Source organism: Sphingobacterium kitahiroshimense (assembly GCF_025961315.1).
In the GTDB taxonomy this organism is placed as follows: domain Bacteria; phylum Bacteroidota; class Bacteroidia; order Sphingobacteriales; family Sphingobacteriaceae; genus Sphingobacterium; species Sphingobacterium anhuiense.
On record NZ_JAOQNK010000001.1, the window covers coordinates 1824772 to 1847643 of the forward strand.

The 22872-nt window shown below is 36.2% G+C and carries 19 protein-coding genes; 10 read left to right on the forward strand and 9 right to left on the reverse strand.

Annotated elements, in window-relative coordinates:
* Positions 1–155: 155 nt before the first annotated feature.
* Entirely contained in the window at positions 156–587 is a 432-nt protein-coding gene (locus M2265_RS08305; RefSeq protein WP_132772759.1) for a hypothetical protein, read from the forward strand.
* A 68-nt stretch (positions 588–655) separates the two neighbouring features.
* Here M2265_RS08305 and M2265_RS08310 read toward each other — a convergent pair whose 3' ends face one another.
* On the reverse strand, positions 656–1162 hold the full coding sequence (locus M2265_RS08310) for a GNAT family N-acetyltransferase (protein WP_132772761.1): 507 nt from the start codon (positions 1160–1162) through the stop codon (positions 656–658).
* A 100-nt stretch (positions 1163–1262) separates the two neighbouring features.
* Here M2265_RS08310 and M2265_RS08315 point away from each other — a divergent pair, with 100 nt between their 5' ends.
* Positions 1263–1466, forward strand: coding sequence for a DUF6965 family protein (locus M2265_RS08315; protein WP_021190787.1), 204 nt, complete (start codon positions 1263–1265; stop codon positions 1464–1466).
* A 35-nt stretch (positions 1467–1501) separates the two neighbouring features.
* Here M2265_RS08315 and M2265_RS08320 read toward each other — a convergent pair whose 3' ends face one another.
* From M2265_RS08320 to M2265_RS08330, 3 genes are all read right to left on the reverse strand, one after another.
* Positions 1502–2575: an acyl-CoA dehydrogenase gene (locus M2265_RS08320; protein WP_132772762.1), complete on the reverse strand. Its 1074-nt coding sequence runs from the start codon at positions 2573–2575 to the stop codon at positions 1502–1504.
* Positions 2550–3182: a nicotinamide riboside transporter PnuC gene (gene pnuC, locus M2265_RS08325; RefSeq protein WP_132772764.1), complete on the reverse strand. Its 633-nt coding sequence runs from the start codon at positions 3180–3182 to the stop codon at positions 2550–2552. Before pnuC ends, M2265_RS08320 begins: the two co-directional genes overlap by 26 nt.
* Positions 3183–3393: 211 nt before the next feature.
* Positions 3394–4902 (reverse strand): malate:quinone oxidoreductase, encoded by a 1509-nt coding sequence (locus tag M2265_RS08330; RefSeq protein ID WP_132772765.1) that lies wholly within the window; start codon positions 4900–4902, stop codon positions 3394–3396.
* A 297-nt stretch (positions 4903–5199) separates the two neighbouring features.
* Between M2265_RS08330 and fabG the strand changes: the two genes are divergently transcribed.
* The 4 genes from fabG (at position 5200) to M2265_RS08350 (ending at position 9678) form a co-directional block, all read left to right on the forward strand.
* Positions 5200–5943 (forward strand): 3-oxoacyl-[acyl-carrier-protein] reductase, encoded by a 744-nt coding sequence (fabG, locus tag M2265_RS08335; RefSeq protein WP_132772767.1) that lies wholly within the window; start codon positions 5200–5202, stop codon positions 5941–5943.
* A 102-nt stretch (positions 5944–6045) separates the two neighbouring features.
* Entirely contained in the window at positions 6046–7023 is a 978-nt protein-coding gene (locus M2265_RS08340; RefSeq protein ID WP_132772769.1) for an acyl transferase, read from the forward strand.
* 445 nt (positions 7024–7468) lie between these two features.
* Entirely contained in the window at positions 7469–8611 is a 1143-nt protein-coding gene (locus M2265_RS08345; RefSeq protein WP_132772771.1) for a hypothetical protein, read from the forward strand.
* Between the two features lie 854 nt (positions 8612–9465).
* Positions 9466–9678 (forward strand): hypothetical protein, encoded by a 213-nt coding sequence (locus tag M2265_RS08350; RefSeq protein WP_132772772.1) that lies wholly within the window; start codon positions 9466–9468, stop codon positions 9676–9678.
* 68 nt (positions 9679–9746) lie between these two features.
* Here M2265_RS08350 and M2265_RS08355 read toward each other — a convergent pair whose 3' ends face one another.
* Genes M2265_RS08355 through M2265_RS08365 form a run of 3 tightly spaced genes read right to left on the reverse strand, consistent with a single transcriptional unit; the run spans position 9747 to position 16972 of the window.
* Positions 9747–10958, reverse strand: coding sequence for a TlpA family protein disulfide reductase (locus M2265_RS08355; RefSeq protein ID WP_132772774.1), 1212 nt, complete (start codon positions 10956–10958; stop codon positions 9747–9749).
* A 1-nt stretch (position 10959) separates the two neighbouring features.
* Positions 10960–12318, reverse strand: coding sequence for a RagB/SusD family nutrient uptake outer membrane protein (locus M2265_RS08360; RefSeq protein ID WP_132772775.1), 1359 nt, complete (start codon positions 12316–12318; stop codon positions 10960–10962).
* Between the two features lie 10 nt (positions 12319–12328).
* On the reverse strand, positions 12329–16972 hold the full coding sequence (locus M2265_RS08365) for a SusC/RagA family TonB-linked outer membrane protein (RefSeq protein ID WP_132772776.1): 4644 nt from the start codon (positions 16970–16972) through the stop codon (positions 12329–12331).
* A 610-nt stretch (positions 16973–17582) separates the two neighbouring features.
* Here M2265_RS08365 and M2265_RS08370 point away from each other — a divergent pair.
* The 4 genes from M2265_RS08370 to M2265_RS08385 all read left to right on the forward strand — a co-directional run bounded on the left by M2265_RS08370 (position 17583) and on the right by M2265_RS08385 (position 19026).
* A complete protein-coding gene (locus M2265_RS08370) occupies positions 17583–17987 on the forward strand; it encodes a helix-turn-helix domain-containing protein (protein WP_132772778.1) in 405 nt (134 codons plus the stop codon).
* Positions 17988–18011: 24 nt separating this feature from the next.
* A complete protein-coding gene (locus tag M2265_RS08375; protein WP_132772780.1) occupies positions 18012–18395 on the forward strand; it encodes a helix-turn-helix domain-containing protein in 384 nt (127 codons plus the stop codon).
* 107 nt (positions 18396–18502) lie between these two features.
* Positions 18503–18712 (forward strand): hypothetical protein, encoded by a 210-nt coding sequence (locus M2265_RS08380; protein WP_264599346.1) that lies wholly within the window; start codon positions 18503–18505, stop codon positions 18710–18712.
* Between the two features lie 107 nt (positions 18713–18819).
* Positions 18820–19026, forward strand: a complete 207-nt coding sequence (locus M2265_RS08385; protein WP_264599347.1) for a hypothetical protein — start codon at positions 18820–18822, stop codon at positions 19024–19026.
* Positions 19027–19336: 310 nt separating this feature from the next.
* On the opposite strand, the gene M2265_RS08390 is transcribed toward M2265_RS08385, so the two are convergent.
* Both M2265_RS08390 and M2265_RS08395 read right to left on the reverse strand, forming a co-directional pair.
* A complete protein-coding gene (locus M2265_RS08390; protein WP_165905972.1) occupies positions 19337–20596 on the reverse strand; it encodes an HlyD family secretion protein in 1260 nt (419 codons plus the stop codon).
* A 23-nt stretch (positions 20597–20619) separates the two neighbouring features.
* Entirely contained in the window at positions 20620–22806 is a 2187-nt protein-coding gene (locus M2265_RS08395; protein WP_132772785.1) for a peptidase domain-containing ABC transporter, read from the reverse strand.
* Positions 22807–22872: the final 66 nt, after the last annotated feature.

Below are 22872 nucleotides of genomic sequence, written 5' to 3' on the forward strand. Positions count from 1 at the left end.
CAATTTGTAATTTTTAGACGGTGCTAGTTCGGTTAACTTTCAATTTTTTATAGCAAGTAATATCCTGAAAATATGTTAAATTTACTAGACTTTCAACATCAATACGATAATTGAGAAAGCGTCAATTATAAATTTCATCTCCTAAAAATCGATTTATGAATACTATTTTGAGAAATTTATTAGCGATAGTGGCGGGTGTGGTCATTGGCAGTATAGTTAATATGATATTTATTACAATCAGTAGTTCTATCATACCTCCACCAGATGGTGCAGATGTAACCACGACAGAAGGACTAAAAGCATCAATGCATATGTTTGAACCAAAGCATTTTGTCTTTCCTTTTTTAGCACATGCCATCGGAACTTTAGTCGGAGCATGTATAACAACCTGGTTAGTCAAAGGGAAAAAACTTAGCTTTGCGTTTATAATAGCTGTCTTTTTCTTAGCAGGTGGTGTAGCAAGTGTCTTTATGTTGCCCTCTCCAATGTGGTACACAATACTAGATTTGACTATAGCTTATATCCCAATGGCATACTTGGGGGGAAAATTAGGATTAAGACTAAAATTGCAAAGTAACCACTCCTGAAACTTTTATTATAACTTCTTTAACAGAAAGAAGTGAGCATTCCTTCATAAACAGCTTATCAAAATACGCTATAACAGCATTTCGAATAATGTGAAAGAATTATTTTGATAATGAGCAGGCATATCAATAGCTTCTTTAATACGAACTACATCAACAATTGTAAAACCACATTTCTCGTAATATTGATTCAATCGCTCATTTCCCGCCGTAGTATCCATTCTAATAAAGAATTTACTTCGCTCTCTGGCCAGAGCCTTAACAAATGCTATAATCTTAATAACGAAATTCTGACCTCTAAAAAGTGGGTTTGTAGCGATACGGTGAATATAAATTGCCGGATCTTTGTCTTTCTCTTGCCATATAATAGGATCTGAAGTTGTTAACAAAAAGACACAAGCGATTTGATTATTCAGAACAATCTTATAATGTTGTCCATTTTTTATCTCTTCAAGTACAGCTCGAGCTTCAAATCCTTTCCAATTCACTTTTCCTAAAGCATGTTGATAGGCAATTGCCTGCTCATACAATTCCATATGTGCAGACAAATCGTGAGGAGTACTTTTTTCTATAATCATGCAGTTAAAATACAGTATTCCTTATAAATATAGATGATTAAACTACAATATTGTCCATTCATAAGTTTTTTCTGTCACATTATAGTTTTATCTTTGATGCATGACTATTGAAGAACTAAAAGAATATTTTAATACGGTTTCATTACCAAATGAAATACAAATTACCGTGGATATGCATATCTTTGATTTACCTAAATTTCTGCAGGCAAACTTAGCGGCACTTGATCGCTGGAACAGAGAGTTAGAAAAATGTCCTTCCTATGTGCGTTTAATAAACTTAAAGAAAGCTATTGAAAATCAATAACCACAATTACAACATTTTAAGAATTACAAATCGTCTTATTGCTGCAACAAGCTATGTTGAGTTGCAGTAAAAATATTTCTAAAGACAATGTTCATTTCCTGTTCGCGCTGCGCGGCACCTATTCCGCAGCCAGGGAATAATTCCACAGTATTATTTTTAATAGCTGATACAAAGTTGCGGCTTGTAACTGCGATTTTCTCATAAATCTCAACGTTTTCAATCCCCAGCAATATATTACCCCAAGATTCTTCTGTCAAACAATAAATTTGACGCTTACGTTCAATAAAATCACATTGCATCTCATCCAAACGTTTAAACAGATTTTTACCTTTGTCCTTTAACCAATCTGCATCTTGAGATTTTAAAATATAATATTTTTCAACAAGATCAATAAATCTATTATACATCCCAATAAAATTGCTCAGCAAGGTTAATTCCGCAAAAGGAATAAACGGATACTGATAAAGAAAATCAGGCCAGGTACTTTCAGATTCATTAATCAAAAAACTGCGAGAGTTTCCCACAAAATGATTTTCAACAGAAAAACTATGGCTAGCCGTGCATTCTAATCCAAAAGTATCCCAATCATAATGAATCAATACATCATCCCGATCAAAAAAGAACGAATGGATCACTTGCTGACCGTTTTTATCGAGCACAGGTTTACCATCTTCCGTAATGATACAATTGGCGGTAAAATGACTTAAATGCGGAGCACCAGTGGCATATTTCCAATGACCATGAATACGATATCCCCCATCCGCTCTTTCTGCATATCCAGATGCTCGTCCACTTCCTCCCAGACAAACTTCCGGATTTTGAAAAATTTCTTTTCCTATTTGCGGATCAATAAAACCGACAAATAAATTAGCTCCCGAACATAAAGTTATTGTCCATGCCAAACCACCATCATGATAGGCCAATTCTTCTAAAAATTTCATTCCATCTAAAAGAGTTAATCCCAGTCCCCCAAGAGATTTCGGAACCCAAATTTTAAACCACTTTTCACGAAATGCTAAATCTAACTGCTTTGCAGTCATCCTTTTTAAAGAAATTGCCTCTTGTTGTTGGTCTTTTATCAGATTAATTTGATCTTGAGTAAGTATCATATGTTAGTTCATGTTTAAGAATTCTCTTCCAGTTAAAATAACCAAAGAAAGCCATCACAAATAAAAATACAGTCAGTGCTGCGAATAGTAGTAAATCTTTATGATAAAGCAAAGGGATCGCCATGAGATTACTAATATTTAATAATATCCAATTTTCTATTTTCCGCTTTGCCAGCAACCACATGCCTGCCCATGCAGTACAAGATACCAAGGCATCCCATAGCGGAACATCTGAATCTGTAGCATGTAACAATCCGAAATAGAATATGGTAAATCCTATAATACATATCAATAAGACAATAATCCAATCCTTACGTGATGCGGTCGATATGATATGTTGATGATTACTATTTTGCTGCCAGTAAATCCAACCATAAATACTCATTAATAAGTAATACATGTTCAAGGCAATTTCACCGTATAGTTTTGCGAAATATAAAACGTAAATGGATATCACAATACCAGAAATACCAAAAAGGTAATTAATAGGTTTATTGGACTTTGCAAACCAGACCTGCAATATACCAAAGCCTACTGCTAGCCATTCTGCGAGGGATGTAGCTTTAACCTGCTGAAAAAAATCGTTTAAAATTTGATTTAACTGCATTTAATATGTGTGTAAAATAAAAACAATACACACTTAGGGAGTCGCTATAAATGCACGATTTGTGAAATTAAAATCCCTACGCCAGCATTATCCGGATCAGGTATATAACAACAATTGCTCACTGTGATGAGCAATTGTTGTTATTGGGTATAATCTCAGCCTGTAACAGTAAATAATACTTCAAGCACCCCATAAGTATGGTGAAAAGAAATTAATCTTTAAAATTCTCTAATTTTAATGCTGTATGTGTACGCTTTCTAGTGGCTTCACACAGTTCAACATTATCATTTAATGATTGCCCATGTGAAGGAATCATTTCACGCAATTTCTTGCGATATTCGTCTGCTTTTGCACGTTCAGGAAAACATCTTTTCAGTAATTTAATCATGATAGCGACAGAAGTCGATGCTCCTGGTGAAGCTCCTAGTAAGGCTGCAATAGAACCATCTGCTGCGGATACAACTTCTGTTCCAAATTCAAGAACACCACCATGTTTAGCATCTTTTTTGATTACTTGAACACGTTGACCAGCAACCTCAATTTTCCAGTCTTCTAATTTTGCCGTAGGCATAAACTGCTTCAAAGCATCCAATTTATCTTTTGGACTTTTCATCACCTCAGAAATCAAATATTTAGTCAAATCCATATTATCCCGACCTACGGATAACATCGGTTTAATATTCGACAACTTAATCGATGCAGGTAAATCAAAGTAAGAACCTTGTTTTAAGAATTTAGTAGAAAAACCAGCATATGGACCAAATAATAAGGCCTGCTTACCATCAATATAGCGGGTATCAAGATGTGGAACAGACATCGGAGGAGCACCGATAGATGCTTTACCATATACTTTAGCGTTATGATCTTTAATAACATCCTCATTCACACAACGTAACCACTGTCCGCCAACTGGAAAACCACCATATCCTTTTGATTCTGGAATTCCAGATTTTTCTAACAGCAATAAAGAATGTCCACCAGCACCAATAAATACAAACTTGGCATTAATTGTTCTTTTCTCTCCAGTTTTCAAATCCTTAACTTCCAACTCCCAAGTGCCATTGTCATTCCGTTCAATGTCGCGGACTTCTTGTGTAAGATGTAATGTAATATTATCTTTTGCATCTAGATGTTGTACCAAATCACGCGTTAGAGCGCCAAAGTTCACATCAGTTCCTAAGATCATTTTCGTGGCCGCAATTTTATCATCAGCAGGACGACCTTTCATCATAAGTGGAATCCACTCATTCAAAACAGCTTTATCTTCGGTATATTCCATGCCTTTAAACAAGTTATTCTTGGATAGTGCATCATATCTTTTACGAAGAAAATCAATATCTTTTTCGCCAAAAACAGCACTCATATGAGGTACTGAGCGAATAAAATCTTCAGGTTTTGTTATGACCCCTTTATCAACTAAATAGGTCCAAAATTGCTTGGAAACCTCAAATTGTTCTGCAATGCTGATTGCTTTATCAATTTTTACAGAACCATCCGCTTGTTGTGGGGTATAATTCAACTCACATAATGCAGAGTGACCAGTTCCAGCATTATTCCATGCATCCGAACTCTCTGCTGCAACAACATCCAAGCGCTCTAAAATCTCTATTTTAATATCTGGGCTTAACTCATTGATAAGTGTGCCCAAAGTTGCGCTCATGATACCTGCGCCAATTAAAACGACGTCTACCTCTTTGGTATTTTTTGTTTTTTTACTCATGTCTTCGTGATTGATGCAAATTTAATATAGATTTTTATATTAACGCAATCCTTTTGTCAAAAAACTGTACTTTTTAAAATCACTTATTCAAAAATACCATACTATTATTAAGAATTCCCTAACACAGCAATTTTTATGAATAGCTGCTAGCATGACAATAGTGGTATTATAAAGACTCTGGGTAATGTTAATTCAAATTATTATTTAGAATTAACGAATTAAATTGATCCGAGTGTTGCGATTGTAGTATACTTTTAACATTTTTGCAAGCACCCTTATTACATATAATACATAAGAATGAAACTACTTGAAGGAAAAACAGCTCTAATTACTGGAGCATCAAAAGGAATAGGAAGAAAAATTGCTGAAGTATTTGCCCAAAACGGTGCAAATGTAGCATTCACATATTTATCATCTGTGGAAAAAGGCCAAGCTTTAGAGCAAGAACTTCAGGCTTTTGGAACTACTGTAAAAGGTTATCGTTCAGATGCATCAAAATTTGATGAGGCTGAAAAACTCATCAATGATATTGTTTCAGATTTTGGAACTATTGATGTGGTTGTTAATAATGCTGGAATAACAAAAGATGGTTTGTTAATGCGCATGACTGAGGAAAACTGGGATGATGTGATCAATGTAAATTTAAAATCAGTATTCAATGTCACTAAAGCAGCTTCTAAAATCATGATGAAAAACCGTAAAGGATCTTTCATCAATATGAGTTCAGTAGTAGGTATACAAGGAAATGCTGGTCAAGCTAATTATGCAGCTTCTAAAGCTGGTATTATTGGTTTCTCTAAATCAGTGGCAAAAGAATTAGGCTCAAGAAATATTAGATCAAACGTAGTTGCTCCAGGTTTTATACGCACAGAAATGACCGATATTTTAGATCCTAAAATTGTTGCTGGATGGGAAGCTGGTATTCCTATGAAACGCGCAGGTCAAGCAGAAGATGTTGCAAATGCATGTCTATTTCTTGCATCGGACCTTTCAACATATGTCACAGGACAAGTATTGCCTGTAGATGGTGGTATGGTATAATATATATATAATACATATAAAAAAGGTTCTTGAAGTGATCAAGGACCTTTTTTTATTGTAAAAGCTTTTATATGTCTATATTTGCACTGAAATTTTAATCGTATGAACTGGGATCGGGTATTTGCTATTCAAAATGACACAGAATTTAATGAAATTTGCTTGGAAACTTTTCATTTTCAAATGGAAAACACAAGCATTTACAGACAGTATGTGCAGTATTTGAATAAAAAAACTCATACAATAGATCATTATACGAAAATTCCGTTTCTCCCAATCGAACTATTCAAATCTCAAGAAATTATAGCTGACAACTTCAGTCCTGAAATTGTATTCACAAGCTCAGGTACAACAGGAATCACCACAAGTAAGCATCTGGTGGCTAAAAAAGAAGTATATGAAAAAAGCTTTCGCACTGCTTTTGAACAATTTTATGGAAAAATAGACAACATTGCCATTTTGGCGCTACTTCCATCCTATTTAGAACGAACAGGTTCTTCATTGATCTACATGATCAATGATTTAATGCAACATAGTCAACAACCCGAAAGTGACTATTTCTTATACAATCATGAGGAACTTTATCAAACCCTTATAAAATTAAAAGCTAAAGGCACGAAAACCTTGCTATTCGGTGTGACATTTGCACTTCTTGATTTTATTGAAAAATATGAATTGACATTTCCGGAGTTAATCATTATGGAAACTGGGGGAATGAAAGGAAAACGTAAAGAAATGGTCCGTGAGGAAATTCATGATTTATTATGTAAAAGCTTTCAAGTTCCAGGAATACATTCGGAATATGGAATGACTGAATTGCTATCACAGGGCTATTCATATGGTAACGGGATATTCAGACACCCCAACTGGATGAAGATCTTAATTCGGGAAACAAATGATCCGCTAACGCTTGCTGAAAATAAAAAAACAGGCGCTATCAATGTTATTGACTTAGCAAATCGATATTCGTGTTCTTTTATTGCAACCCAAGACCTCGGAAAAATCTATGATGATGGATCTTTTGAAGTCTTAGGTCGCTTTGATCAAAGTGATATACGTGGTTGTAATCTTCTCGTCCAATAAGTTTTATTTTAAGCTGGGATACAATCATAAACTTCAATATTATACACGGAAGTAAAAACTTGTTTTGCCTTAAATGATACTTCCCTATCTTATCGTGCCGAATCGGCTTTCTAACGCTGTATCCCCCCGCCTGTCACATTAACAAATGAGCAAACCTATCGTTATTTCAACAAAATTGACACTTTTTAGATTAGGCTCAACGCAAAACAACTCCTTCCGAATTACATATTTAAAGATGAGATATTATTCCGACTTTCTTATAATTTCTTAAGGAATCAATCTTTCTTTATTAATTTTTTATTTATTTAAAAAATTCAATTAGACTTACTATACCTCCCACAACATCAAAATATTTTTTTCCCATCAGTAAGAAAAAAACTTTGCATATAATACATTTCTTCCTTAATTTTAGTATAGAAAAGATTAATTAACCTATTTTAAAATTATGATTAGAGTATTAACAAACCTAGGCGTGGCCATATCGGCCTATGGTATCCTTCATCAAAACAAAGAAGAAGATGAACAGACTCAAAAAGAATTGTTAGAGGCGCTGAAAGAAATTGAAATCGATTCCAATCACATGTACATCAGTCACGGAAACCATAAGATGGCCCAGAAGTCTTTCCGTATATTCTACAGTCAGCTTCGACTGTTTTTTGATAGGATATACCTTAAAAAAAACACAGAGGTAGATCCAGTCATTTTGAAATTTCACGAACTCTTTCAGACTTACGAAAACATCTACAGTCAAGATATGGATCTGGAAGAACCATTGACACACTATCAGCTTCAACTTTTAAAAGTAGAGATCATGGAGAAATTTCCTGCATTAAAAGACTCCCTATTAAAAAAAGGTATAGGGCAGGTCCTGATATTAGAGATCCAGGCTGCAATAGAAAGCCTTTTTAATGGCGCAGAAATAAAGATTTATTATTATCATTATCTGTTCTTCAATAAATTGTTACAATCGCTAACAAATATTGCTCAGGATAGCCGAAACAAAGATTGGGAACGTCGCTTTATCGAGACCATGATCAATATCAACTTCAATCATATGGGATTTTTTAATCGCTGCTGTGAGCTAATAAACTCTCAGCTTCAAAATCTTTGCGAAGACCATCAAATGATGTCTATTGATATAAACGGGCTTAGAATAAGCCAAGCTTCCCGTGATCCTAAATTATACTTTGATACTACCCGTAAGCATCTTGCAGACCTGCTCATCGAATATGCGGAACAAAGAAAAAACATAAAAAAACCAAGATGTTTATATACATCAGATACCAAATCGGAAGATTGTACTGGCGTCTTGAGCAATTTAACTGCAGGTGGGGCCAGCACCTTCTACCATTACTTTCAAAAAGAAAACTTTTTAAAAGCAGAAAATAAGAAGTCAGGTGCTAAAAACTTTGCAGGTAATGTAAAATTAAGCAATGGCGCTAATCTGACGGAGGCACAGCTCCTCAAGTTTGACAAAGGTAAACATCGTAATGACATTAGGAGTTTAGCCATAAAACTGAAAGCTATCCTTGACCAGATTGAAATTGATCTCGATAATTCATATGGATCACCTAAAAATAGGCGCTGATACTGCTCAAGAAAAATATTTCCCATGGTCTACCTTCTTTTTTCAGCTAAAAATGAAGGTAGACTAAAATAATTTGCGAATTCGCTACGATGTCTTCAAAAGACAAATTAATTTCATCCTAAAAAGCCCTCTCAATACTATGCTCAGCCATGTTTTTTACAAGAATCTCAATTTCTTGTAAAAAGGACAAAAATCCCAAAAATCTTTGAAAAGATCGTATTTCTTTGTTCTTAATTACCTTTAAGACTATTTAAACAGTTGTTTACAAAAAATCACATCGTCTAGAATTCCTAAAGCCGTGCTATATATTTGAATTTAAACGTACGAATAAAGTATTTCGAACGCTTCCCAAAAGTGACTATTTCAAGAAAATAAAAAATGCAGTAGTTCCTTTCGAAAAATATTAATTGTCGGTGATGTGTAGGATGCCGCCGTTAATGTGAAACCAGCCATGACTCCCTAGCTCCAGAAGAGCTAGGGTTTCAATGACTTAAAATTTAAAAAGAATATTATGAAAACAGATAAGACAAGAAAAAGTAAAATACTACCGCCATACCCGATTTGAGATTTGTATTTGTCCTTTATTTTGAAATAGACAAATGGAATTAAGAACATAAAAGCCTGACATAAAGATGATATAGAAAAAATTGGTGATGGCAATATTACGGGTTTGTGCCATTTCTAAAATTAGAAACCAGCTAAATAAAAAAATGAAAACAAATTGATTGGCCAAATAAGGAGTCCAGGCGCCAATTCAAAACACAACACTCTGATAGTTGGAGGCTGTGGGGGCCAGTACATCTAAAAATGCTACTGTGATCAGTTAACCTAATGATAATTTAACTTAAAACAAAATGGCAACATTTCAGTTGAATAACCCTAGTAACCCTGGAGATCCAGCAAGTTACTCATTGGGAAGCCCGTCTTGTTCAGGAAATAATCAGATCTGTTCTATAGAAGCACCAAATGCAGGTGGTGTTCCTACCATTTCAAATGCTCTACGCAATGAAATGTTACAAGCTCTGAATACGAGAACAAGCACAACAAATGTAAAATTAAAAGCTTAAATAAGATTTTAATTTTTACATTTAATACGAAAGAGCTATCATTTTTTTGATAGCTCTTTCCTCTAATTTTATTGGATAACAAAACACGGTATTTCTCGATCTTCCTCAGTAAGTAAAAAGCCAAATTCCTTGAGACTACGTTGCAATTCTATAAAATCCGATTGTCCTTTAAACATATATTTATTGAGATTTTTAGATTCGTTTACAACCGGTGGCCTATCTGCATTCAAGTCAAGCATAAATGCAAAATCATCTATAGCTTGACCATTATGATCTGATTTTCCGACTTGCCTTCCTTCATCTTTGATGACCCAACACCTTACCCTTCTTGATTCGATGAATGTTTTTACTCCAAGCTTTAGCTCCAGATCCCTTATCATGGCAAGCATTCTTCTCTTTTCATCTAGCTCCAGATCAAAATTAGCTTCATAACTTACAGCATATTTCTGATTCCAGATTTGTTGATAGCCCGACTTTTCTCTTTCAAATATAAATCGCTCTTTATCAAATCTGTCAATCATAATACGACTATCTTTCATATAAGGTAATTCGGTGGTTTTTCCATAACAGTAAAGAAAAGCAGGTACTATATCTGCGTTTACAATATACTCCCGCACTTCACGCTGTGCACTGTCTACTTCTTGACTGAATTTGCTATAGGCGCCTTCAATATAACCGGTAAGAACTGAATACTTCCCCTTCTGATTTTTCATCAGCGGAATCCCATAATCGAACACCAAATAATCATCTTTAATCGGAAATTCGATTATACCTTTATCAAATACCTTATTAACCATTGCCTGATCCACAAACTCAGAATAAGTGATGGCCACCACCTTTCCTTTATAGATCCAGACCATATGTGAAACAGTCTGATGCGGAAAATAGCTCGACCAAACTTTGTCTTCTACCACATAGTCCAATTTATTGGCTTTAAAGACTTCGTTATGGGCCCGAAATGCTTCTGCTCGATTTTTCTTTTCATCTGAGATGGATATTATTTTTAACCTTCCCTTATTTTCCTGTTCCACCTTATTTAATCGGGGCAGTGCGGCGATACAGCTCGTGCATGAAGTATTCATAAAATCGAGAATAACCAATTCTTCAGGAAGCTGGCTGACCGAGCCGATCTCTTTCCCCTCTATTGTTATACCAATAGCATCAGAAGGGACTTTTTCGCCGATTCTAACTGTTTTTTGTACGGTATCTTTTTTAAATGTAGGTTCTTGTGCTAACAGAAAAGTCGGCAGAAAACATAGTAAATAACATAAATTTCTCATACTATCGTATCGTTTGTGTAAGTGTTGAATTATTGATGATTTCCTGAGGGATCAGAAACGTATAAAAAGGATCGTTAGGTAATAACTGATACTCCTTACCTCCTATCTGACGTTTTAATATAGTTGCTGTTTGACTGTTTAAATTCAGGCGTTTCAGATCGGACCATCTTCTCTGACGCATCACCAGTTCCTTTCTCCGTTCTTCTAAAATGATTTGGAGCAATTGCGATGGATTCTGTACAGCAATGGGTTTAAAAGTTTCTCTTCGATACCGTTTCTCCAATAAACTATTCAGCGAGGTCAGGGCTTCATTAATCTGATCTGACCGCACCAAGCATTCAGCTTTTGTCAAGATCAATTCATCTACCGCAAGACCGCTGAATGGAGCTTGATTAAATTCGCCATCATAATTACCTTTGAATGAAAAAGTACTGTCTTCATTCTCCATAAACAACAGGTTTTTGCGGAGATCGTGATCAGCATAGCTTTGAAGAAAATTAGGATCCACTTTCCAAACTGTATAATAATACGTATAGGTTCCTGTTGAGATAGCCTGAAAGATCACTTCCTCGTTAAACTGTTTAAATGGACTCTCTTCGTCTTTTCTTAAAGTATTATAGTCCATGAGCATACTGTTATCTACCAGAGCTTTATTTGTATAAAACAAAGCCTTCTCATAATCCTGCATATAGAGGTAGATCCTTGAAAACAGTGCTGCTGCAGCAGTTTTAGATGGCCTTGAAGGAAGTCCATTTATCATGGGCAACAGATTTTCGGCCTGCTCCAAATCTCTTAATAGTAGATCAAAATATTCATTCAAAGTGACACGTACACTTTTTTCCTCCACATTGGGAGAGGTACGATAAGGTAAAGCAGGTATATCTCCATTCGAACCATCTTTTTGTGGAACTGCCGTAAATATTTCAGCCAGACTGAATAAAGCATAAGCCCTATAAAAGTATGCTGCCCCCTCTAGTTGTTCACGCCTGGTTCCTCCGGGCAATTCTTTCAATATCGATAAAACTTGGTTGGCGATGTAGACCGCTTGATAAGGTGATGCCCACTGCGTTATAACCGGTGCTGTTTCCTTATCCCAGATATAAAGCATGCGGTCTTCATAGTCCCCTAAACTGCTCCAGTTATCGGCACTGATGGAAAAATTATCTGCACAGAGCTCTCCAACATAAGGATACCCCATATTTATTGTGCCATATCCGTCCAGTAAAGCTTGACAGTCCTCAAACGTATTGGGGATAGCCAGTTTAGTATCGGGTTTTGTTTCCAAAAAATTACTGCAGGACTGCAGGCAGAGTAAGATCAGGCTCAGCAGGATTCGGTTGTATAGTAGATGATAATTCATAAATTTAGATTTAAAATGATGCCTTGGCACCTATTGTATAAAGTCTAGGTGTAGGGATCAAGAAGTTAAAATCAGGATCGTTTTTATATTTTGATTTGCGCCATACCATCAGATTGAGGTTATCAGCATTCACATAAAGCTGTATTGATCTGAAGCTCTTCGAATGGAGATTCAGCTGATACTGCAAGTTGATATCTTTTAACCTGACATGGTCAGCAGGTTCAATCAAGACTTCTGAATTTTGATAAAACTGGTCTCTTTGACCATTCATCGGATATATAAAAGCAGGCACATTGGTATGCATTTCATCACCGGGCTTTTTCCACCGCAGGTTAAAATCATCTTGCATTTGCCAGTATTGCGCTAAGCCATTATAATTGATGCTTTGGCGTCTGTAGAAATACTTTAATTTATATTGTAGATTGGCACGTAAAGACCATGATCTCCATGAGAAAGTATTAGCTAGAAACCCTGCGTATAAAGGTACGCTGGACCCCATGTAGTTGACATCTTCTATGCCCACAGACATGATTTTGGAATAATCCTGAGACATCTCACCATTATAATAGCCCAATGGAGCTCCGGTTTCATGGTCTAATCCTGCAAAGCGAAATGCATATAGGCCGTACAGATCCCTACCGACAACTGGATTAGGCGCAGTGGTAGCCCACATATAACTGGAAACACTCGAATGTTTGTAATTATATTTGGTAACCACACTCTTACCATAGGTAAATATCAGATTAGAATTCCATTTGTAATCTCCTGCGACAATATTGGTACTCTGCAGATTCAGTTCAACACCCTGATTCCTAAAATTAGCAATATTGACTGCTTGCGTATAAAAACCAGTTGTCGGATCAATATTGGCTAATGCAACCAGATCCTTTGCCTCTTTATTATAAAACTCAACATTCCCATTTATACGTCCATTGGTCATCGCGAAATCTACGCCCACATTAAAAATCCCTACACGTTCGGCACGATAATCTGGATTTGGCGGATTGACCATGTAGGCGTTCGTATATCCTGTATACGGAAAAACGCCATCGTATGCAATTGTTGGATAGGCCGATATCTGGGTCGTTATATTTCCGTTCACACCATAGGTAGTCCTGAGTTTTAGGTATGAAAAAGTTCCTTTAGGAAAGAACTCTTCTTTACTGATCTCCCAGGCGGCACCCAGTGACCAAAGCGGTTGCCATTTACGGTTAGAAGCAACGCCAAATAGATTCGCTGCATCACGGCGGACGCTACCGGAAACTACATACCGGTTATGGAGGATATACGATCCATTGATAAAAAGTGACACGAACCGTTGCTTATATTCTTCTATTTTATTGCCATTGAAGATCTGAGCCCTACCCTGAAATCCATTTAACAAAGGGAAACTTGATTTAAAATCAACAAGTGTAAACTCGATACGATCTGCATGATAACCATACAGTTTATAGCCTTCAATACGGTTATCCATACTTTTTAACTCTGCTCCTCCCAATACATTTAGAACACCTGCTCCCAGTTCTTTATCAAACTTTACAATTGCTCTTAAATAATGTGAAGTGAGATCGCCAATTCGTTTACTATAAATATCACCTACAGGTACATTATAGGTTAAAGAATTAGGTGTAAATTGGGTGTATAAATTAATATAATGCTGGGTATAGTACGAATCAAGCGATTCCAGATTTGTGGTTTTGCTTAATGACCGCTGAAATTGATAAGAAGTAATGAGCTCCCAAGGTTTACTGAATTTATAGCTGGCCGCTATACTCAATGTCGCATCAGTGATGCGTGTATTATTTTCGCTCGCATACAGTTCATTCATGATATTATAACGCTCCGGAAAGAGCCGGCCACCGGCAAGCGTATCAATATACGATTTCCGAAAAGTGACAGTTTCCAGATCAATACCTACGCCATGATCATCAACAAGGCGTAAGTAAGGATAAAAAGATTTTCCTGCACCTGAATATAGGGAACCATATCCAACTTTAGAGTCACTTCCCTGTCCCTTCTTTCCGTTATCTGAAAATGCGATATTGAAATCAACTGAAAATCGATCCGTTGGTCGAATACTACTAACAAACTTAGCACTGATTCGGTCTGAATTATTATTTTTAATACTTTCAAGTGATTTATCAAATCCCAGACTACCTCTAAAATCCATCTTTTTACTTCCGTATGCTAAACTTGCAAAATATTGCTGGGTAATGTTATTACGGTAGATATAGTTCATGTAATCATCCCGAACATCATTTTTTTCAAATGCAATCTTTTGTTGCTGATAGCTCTCCTGATCGATTTTTCCAGAACGGACTTTATCCAGTAAGCTAACAATAGGCGATAATGTGTAGTCAGGATAATTGATCATCCAATCGTAGTAGTTATTTTCAAATAGAAATTCTTCCGACTCGATAAAATCCTTACTCGACATATGGGGCAGTTTATAAATATCAGGTTTTTGTCCAATTTGGAAATTGGAACTTAGGTCCAATTGTATACGATCGGTTTTACTGCCCGACTTAGAAGTAATCACAATCACACCATTTCCTGAACGTGTCCCCCATATCGAAGCGGCAGCAGCATCTTTAAGAATCGTTATATTTTCTATATCATTGGGATTGATATTACTCAGGTCTCCTTCATAAGGGAAATTATCCAAAATGATCAATGGACTCCATGCCCCTAAAAGTGTCGAATTTCCACGTTGATAAAGTTGCTCTTCAGGCTTCAGGTTAGGTACACGTTTTTCAAATCGTAGCGAAGGTGACAATCCTTCCAATCGATTAATAAAATGAGAAGATTTACTGATATTTAGCTGTTCATTCGTTAGGACTTCAAAGCTCCCGGTCGCTCTTTCTTTTGGTATTTTTTGGTATCCTGTAGACACCACTTCAACCTCGTCAAGCTGATTTTCAACAGGATTTAGTTGCACATGCAATACCACTCCGGACGTATAATCCAGCTCTAGGGTTTTATAGCCGACAGATGTAAACTTCACTTTGCCCGTACGCTGAGTGACAGCGACGCTGAAAGAACCATCTTTCTTTGTCGATGTCTTCACGTTATCTGCTTCAACACGCACGGATACAGCTTGTAACGGCTTCTTATCTACAGCAGAAATAACCGTTCCCTGCAACACATAATTTTGCTTATTCTGAGCTTGTGCGGATACCGATCCGAAAGTCATCATCAGCAGTAAAAGCAATACTGCTGAAAACGTTGATTTTGTCAATCGAAGCACAAAAGCCTCATTCACATAATCCCTAACACCTCCTTGTATTTGATTTGAAAAGCATTTTAAGCGATTAGACTGATTATTAATGCAAAACCACTCAGATGCCCAACAAAAGAAATTGGAGCGCTTAAATCTTCTTATTTTAGATAATGCGCTTTCCGCGTAGGGATTAAGTAGGGATGAAGCATAGATAAAGCGTTGATAGTGCGTTAGTAGTGCGTAAATGGGTACCGTTTTACGCACTATCCATGCATTACCAGTATTTAGCATACGCATTACGTACGCTTGAGCAACACATGAACAACCAAATTCCCGTACTTGCCTAGCGCATGCCAGTCGTAGCACTGCTAAGCTATTAACCTCAGTAGCTCTTTGGTAGCTCTCCAGTACATTCCCAGTACCCTTTTGGTACCTTTTCAGTAGGGCATTCGTGAATAAGCCGTACTCTGACCGTACAGCAAGACCGATTTTAGCAAGTACATTCTTTATGAAAATCAATAAAAAAGCAAAGCCATTGGTTCGGATCTTGTTCGGACTTTCTTTTAACCTTCTTTTACCCTTGTAGTACGTTTCCCCGTAACTGCACAACACTTGCAAAGTACCTGCACCGTCCCTTCCCTTGTGCATCGACGGCAAAAGTACGGCGCACATACGGTGCAACGACGTCCGGAGGTAAAACAAGGTTCGAAGCAGGTTAAAAGCCGGTATAGAGCGGGTACCTGATGGACAATGCTTCGATTTGCTGTTTGCCACATCCAGCAAACTTCTACTAACTTTCTCTTCCCTGTCTTGACCTTTTCTTCTACCTCCACTTGACTTTTGTTCGACCGTGCTTCGACTTTTCATGCACTGTAGCCGATGAAATCCCGAGGCCGACTCGAAGCCCAGTCGCAGAAACTTAGAAGTTGGTGTTAAGTTGGTTAAGAAAAAATCAGAAGTTTCTAGCCTTCTCATTTTTCTAGTCTTTCTTTGCTTACCTTCTGCTATTTCTGTGGTATTTTGTTGCTTGTTTATTACCGATTCATTACCATTTCTAGGCTTATTCTTTAATTCTTGGAGGCTTCTCCTTGCAGACTCCGTTACACCTTGCTTGCCTTTTCTGTGCTCTTTTATTACCGTTTGTTCGGTATATTGACGATCAGTTATCAAAGATGTACCAATGGATTGCAGAGCCAGCCCATACTCAGGTACAAGGCAGTCCCTAAGGATAACCATACCTTCACCAGCATCGTATAAACGAAAGACTAAATCAGCATTAGTTGCATGTGCAATATTATTTTCTAGCGCTTTTTTAACAATGGTATATTTAGGAAATACCCCGTAATTAATGCACTTATTTATTATCGTATAAATGGATTTGATAACACCCTTCAAATAGGCATGTACTCTCCCATCCTTATAAAAATTGTTCATTTTTAAGGTTTATAATTTTGGCATTTACCTGACATGCAATAGATATCCAGAAGAGCTTCCAATTGAAACTAATCAGGAGCTCATTGCGCCGAGGCTTTAAATAAGTGATGGAATCGAAAAGCGTTAAATGGTCATCATAAAGATCATATATTGGTCTACGGTACGCTTTCATCGATTAAGTCATCGTAATGACTTATAATCGTATAAGATTATGGGGGGATTAATTTTCTTAAATGGCTCTGTTCAATTATCATAACTCGTTATTGGTAACGAGTCTACTTTCGGCTAGATGCTATTTAACTATAGCTGGGCTCTACAACCGCGCTATAAGGATTCGACGCCTGCAAATACGGTATACAGTAGAGGCCCATATGCTACAGTATGTCCCGAAGGTACATAAAATATCAATATGGGCATTAATACTACTGCCTCGATTTGCTTTAATTGTCGAATTTTATAGCCGAGACTCTTTTATTAATGCCTAAACAAACACAATAATACTTATCCTTTTCTCGATATTTGAAAAATATAAATAGTATAATCTCTAGCATTCATTTTGTAACTCACAGGAACATTTTGTATATTTACAATAATTATATTATACCAAATTATGATTACTGAAAGCAATGACAACGAGATTTTTACTACCATAGGTAAAAACCTACATACAGTTCGACACTCCCTTAAATTAACACTTGAGGCGGTTGCATCTGAAATAGATGTTACCTATCCAGTTCTAAGTAAAATTGAGAATGGTCGATACTTGGGGCTTAGTATTGGATTATTAAAGAAGTTATGCAATTATTATAAAATTACGATAGCTCAAGTTCTAGATATAGAAGGGCATCAAATTTTTAATTATTCACAATATATAAATCAACCTGCGGGTAATCATTCTATGACGAATAACATAGCAGATGGATATGAACTAGCTATTCAGTCACTTAAAGAACAAATCGAATATTTAAAAAACCAAAATCAAGATTTGCTAAATAAATTATTAAACACAAAATAGTAAATTTGACATAAAACATTAGAGATGATAAATAATACCATTGATATAATAGCTCTTATCAGAATAGCTGGTAGAAATATTGAAGCTCTTCGTAACATCAAAAAGAAATCTGTCGAATCTTTAGCACAAGAACTAGGCCTAACCAAGGAAGAATTAATTGGAATTGAAGAAGGTACTGTTGAGGATTTATCTCTTAAAAAATTATCAGAGATAGCTAATTATTTTAATTGCACTTTACAACAGTTATTAGATCTTCAAATAGTCCAAATACTTAATCATAGTCAATATATTGCTGGTGGTGATCGAGAAGTTAAATATACACAGGAATTAAAAGGTGGTTATGATGAGTACATCAAACACCTCAAAGAAGAGATCCATGAGTTAAAGAGAACAAAATCAGAAAGGTAGAGATGAATATTCGGTATTAAAGCTGTAGTAAAATTATATTTTCGAAGAAGACTATATAGTCATAGAGAATAGTCATTTAAAAATCAATTATAATATAATAAACAAAAATGAAAAAAATATTTTTATCTGTTCTTCTATTATCTTTTGGACTAGGTTTAACTTATGGCCAATATTCGACCAATCGATATAGTATTACAGACAAAGTACCGAAAATAATTTATAAAGATCTTAAAGATAGAAACTTCCCTAACATAGAGGTTTTAGGCAAGCAGTATTCTGGTGAAAGCGGATTAACGTTGAAAGCCGAGATAGTATAAAGACGGTAGAAGTAAGTAAGGAAAAACAAGCTATTATAATAGGATTAACTGCTCATTATAAACCAGAATTCATTACTTTATCTGATCTTAGAAAAAATTATACGAATATGCAATCAGATCGAGTAATCTTTCAGATAGAAGATAAAATAATTCAGGATGATCCGGATACAACTTTTGTCGACATCAGTAATATTATGACGATTTCTGTATCTCCTGTTAAATTTATCGGTGACCTAGACGATCTTTATATGGTAACCCTAAGGGTACGTAATGAAAAAAACATTAAAGATCTAAATACGATACGTATTCGCTGATATCTGTCCTAAATTATCATATCTCCTATCTCGTCAAGTTAGGAGATACTTAAGTTTTGTCTTGTTGGAGATGGCTTTGTGAAGTCCGCCATCAACTCCATTGAATGTTTGCAATAATAGTAATAAAGCCTTCCCATTTTTAATAAAAAAATAGAAAGACTCAAATATACGTGACTAAAAAATATTTTTTAGCATCTCGATAAAGCGGAAAAAAACTCTTTTTTTATAGAATAATGATATTCAATTTGATTTATATATATATTTTAAGGCACTACAGATAAGATCTATCATTCACGATGTAATAATATAATTAAAACTTCAAAGATTTAGTAAGATTCAACCAGATTCTTTCAATTATAGACTGATCTTCGGTGATGATATCAGCATCAGCAAGGATACCCGGTTTCAGTTTGATAACAGAGTCTTTCTCGCTCCTACTTAAGGTCACCTTAGAGAAGAAAACACTATCTCTAATCGGGATATCGGAGATGTAATGAACCTTTCCTCTAAGATAGCCATACTCCTGATAAGGATAGCTCTGAACTTTAATCAACACATCTTGTCCTATTTTCACCTTAGACGACTTGCTCTGTGGAATCAATATCTCACCATAATAGTCTTCCTTATTGGCGTTGACATAAAACAGCTCTTCACCCATTTTAATCAATTGATTTTCTTGTAAAAAGTCACCATAGATCAAAGTACCCTCCGAAGGACTAGTAATCACGTATTGTTTTTTCCAATTTTCAGCATCACTAATGAATGTGTTTAGGGATTGATAGAATTTCTTTTCTTCTTCAAACATCTGATTATTGATCTCGGACATCTCTTTGTCTTTTGAGAGTCGATTGCTCTGGTTGCTAATAATCGTATTTTCCATCTGAGGAATAGATTGCCGCTTGGAGAGTAAAAGAGCTTCTTTCTGATGTAATTCTAGCTGACTGATCACTTTCTTTTCTGCCAGGATCTGATATTTGGCATATTCTTCTTCAGCAAGTGACAGCTCTCTTTTGTAAAGATCAAAGCTCTGCTGGATTCTTTGGCTCTGTTCATTGATATATTTAACCTCATTCTGGATAAAGCTTTTCCGTTTCTGATAGATTCCCTCTTTATTAATCGCTACATAATTTAGATAAGCGAGATAAAAGTTATGGTAGCTGTTCTGGAGCTCACCTAATTCCAACTCTGTTGGGGTAACGATATTCTTTAGATCTGTTAACTCAATGGTACTACTCCGCACCTGTTTCATCTTATCAAGCAAATTTAGTATTTGATCGTGGTCTGCTACGCTTTCCACATAGGCAATATTTGTATTTTTATCTACAGGAACACCGTCTTTGATCAGAATCTTCACTAGGTTTCCATTTACTTTACCTGTAAGCACCTTAGGAGCACTGCTCGTATTGAATTTCATGGATACATGTACCACTTCTGGATAGCTTATGAAAAATGTTAGACCAAAGATCATAAATAGCGTCAATACAATAAAGGTTATCCCCCTTTTGAGCAACCATGATGGTGGTTTTGAAATGATTTCATGTAAATCTTCAGAATGAATATCTTCTTCCATAAGCCTACTTTTTGCCATAATCGTTAATTTCCTAGTTCGAGTTGATTTTTAACGAGTTCATAGTAACTGCCTCGCAGTGCGGTCAATTCCTGATGCGTTCCCTCTTCTACTACTGCTCCTTTTTCTAATACGATGATGTTATCTGCATTTTTAACTGTACTAAGTCGATGGGCAACCACTATGACGGTCCGTTTGTTGAAAAACTGATCCAGCTTCTCCACGATTTCTTTCTCATTATTAGCATCCAAAGAATTGGTAGCTTCATCCAAAAAAATATAGGCCGGGTTTTTATATACTGCTCTGGCAATCATAAGGCGTTGGCGCTGACCCTGACTGATCCCTTTACCGGCTGTACCGATCTTTGTTGCTAAACCAAAGGGTTCATCGGCAATAAATTGTTCCATATTGGCCACACTGATCGCGCTCTCCATGAGTTTTTTGTCGGCGACCTCTTCGTTGACAGCGATGTTACGTTCAATAGTATCCGCATACACGTAATTTTCCTGAAGTACCGATCCACAGCTCTCACGCCATACTCCAAAATCAATCTGGTCCAATTTTTTTCCTCCGATCAGTATTTCGCCTTCTTCGGGATTATAATATCGCAAAAGAAGCTTTATTATGGTTGTTTTCCCACTACCACTTGTTCCTACGATGGCTGTTGTTTTCCCCTCAGGGAAAGTCAGGTTCAGTTTGGTAAAAATAGGATCATTTCCAGCTCCCATATAACGGAAGGTCAAGTTTTTGATCTCAATCGTCCTGTTATCAGGTAACTTTGTAAGATAATCTTTCTGGATATTTTCTTCCTCCTCGGTTTCATAGATCTCGTTTAGTCTTTCCAAACTGATTTTGGCATCCTGATAGGACTGCATAAAGTCCAGTAGAGACTCAACGGGATTACTTACCATACCGACAATATACTGAATCGCCATCATTCCCCCCAGAGTAATATCACCATCTATAACTGCTTTGGCACTGATATATGTGATCAGAATTCCTTTTGCCTGGTTGATCGCCATTGAGCCTAGGGACTGGTACTGAGATAATGCAAGACTTTCAACCTTAAATTTGAAAAGTTTAGCTTGCAAGGCTTCCCAACCCCATCTTTTTTGCTTCTGAGCATTATTGAGTTTAATATCTTTGATGCTCTGGATCATTTCAACCATGTAAGTCTGGTTTTCAGAAGCGATCTTAAATCTTTTCTCGTCAAGCTGACGTCGATATTTCATAAAAGCCAATATCCATAACGTATACAGTACTGTTGCCGCAAAGAATACTAGAAAGATCGTTTTGTTATAGATCAAGAGCAATAAACCAAAGATCACCATATTAACAAGTGAAAATAGGGTATTCAGAGTACTTCCGGTGAGAAAAGTTTCTATTCGTTGCTGGTCGGACATCCGCTGCATGATATCGCCATGGGTCTTTAGATCAAAGAAATTCATTGGAAGTTTCATTACCTTGATCAACAGATCTGTTAGTATGGAGATATTAACCCGTGTGCTGATGTGGAGCATAATCCAAGAACGGATGAAGGATACTGCGGTACTTCCAATAAAAAGCATCAGTTGCGCAATCAGGATCAGGTTAATAAAACTAATGTTTTTGGTATTGATCCCAATATCAACTACTGACTGGGTGAGAAAAGGTGTTATCAGTGACAGAATGGTTCCAAGTACCATACCTAAGATCAATTGAACAAACAGCTTTTTGTATTTAAAGAAATAGGTGAAGATCTTACCCCACCCTAATTTTAATTCCTGCTCATCCTCGTCTATTTGGTAAAAATCTGGACCAGGACTCAATACGAGTGATAGACCCGCATGTAGCTCTTTGGTCGAAAACCAGTTTTTGGAAAATTCTTTCTTATCATAACTGAGCAATCCGGATGCTGGGTCTGATACGTAGTATTTTCCATGACGAATTTTATAAAGAACTACAAAATGGTTCTGGTTCCAGTGCAGAACACAGGGTAGCTCAACTTCTTTTAACTGTTCGATTGACAATCGAACTCCATAGGTACGGAATCCCAATTTCTCTGCGGCTTCACTAATCCCCAACAGATTTACGCCCGCTTTATTTGTTTGGCATAGTTTCCTGATTTTATGGATAGAGGCCAACTTACCATAATATTTGAATATGATACGAAGACAAGTGGATCCACAGTCCATCTCATCCATTTGTTTATAATGGGGGAATTTTTTTAACACGAAAAAATTATTCTATATAAGTCTTAATAAAAACATTTTCATTACATTAATAACAATGAAATGACA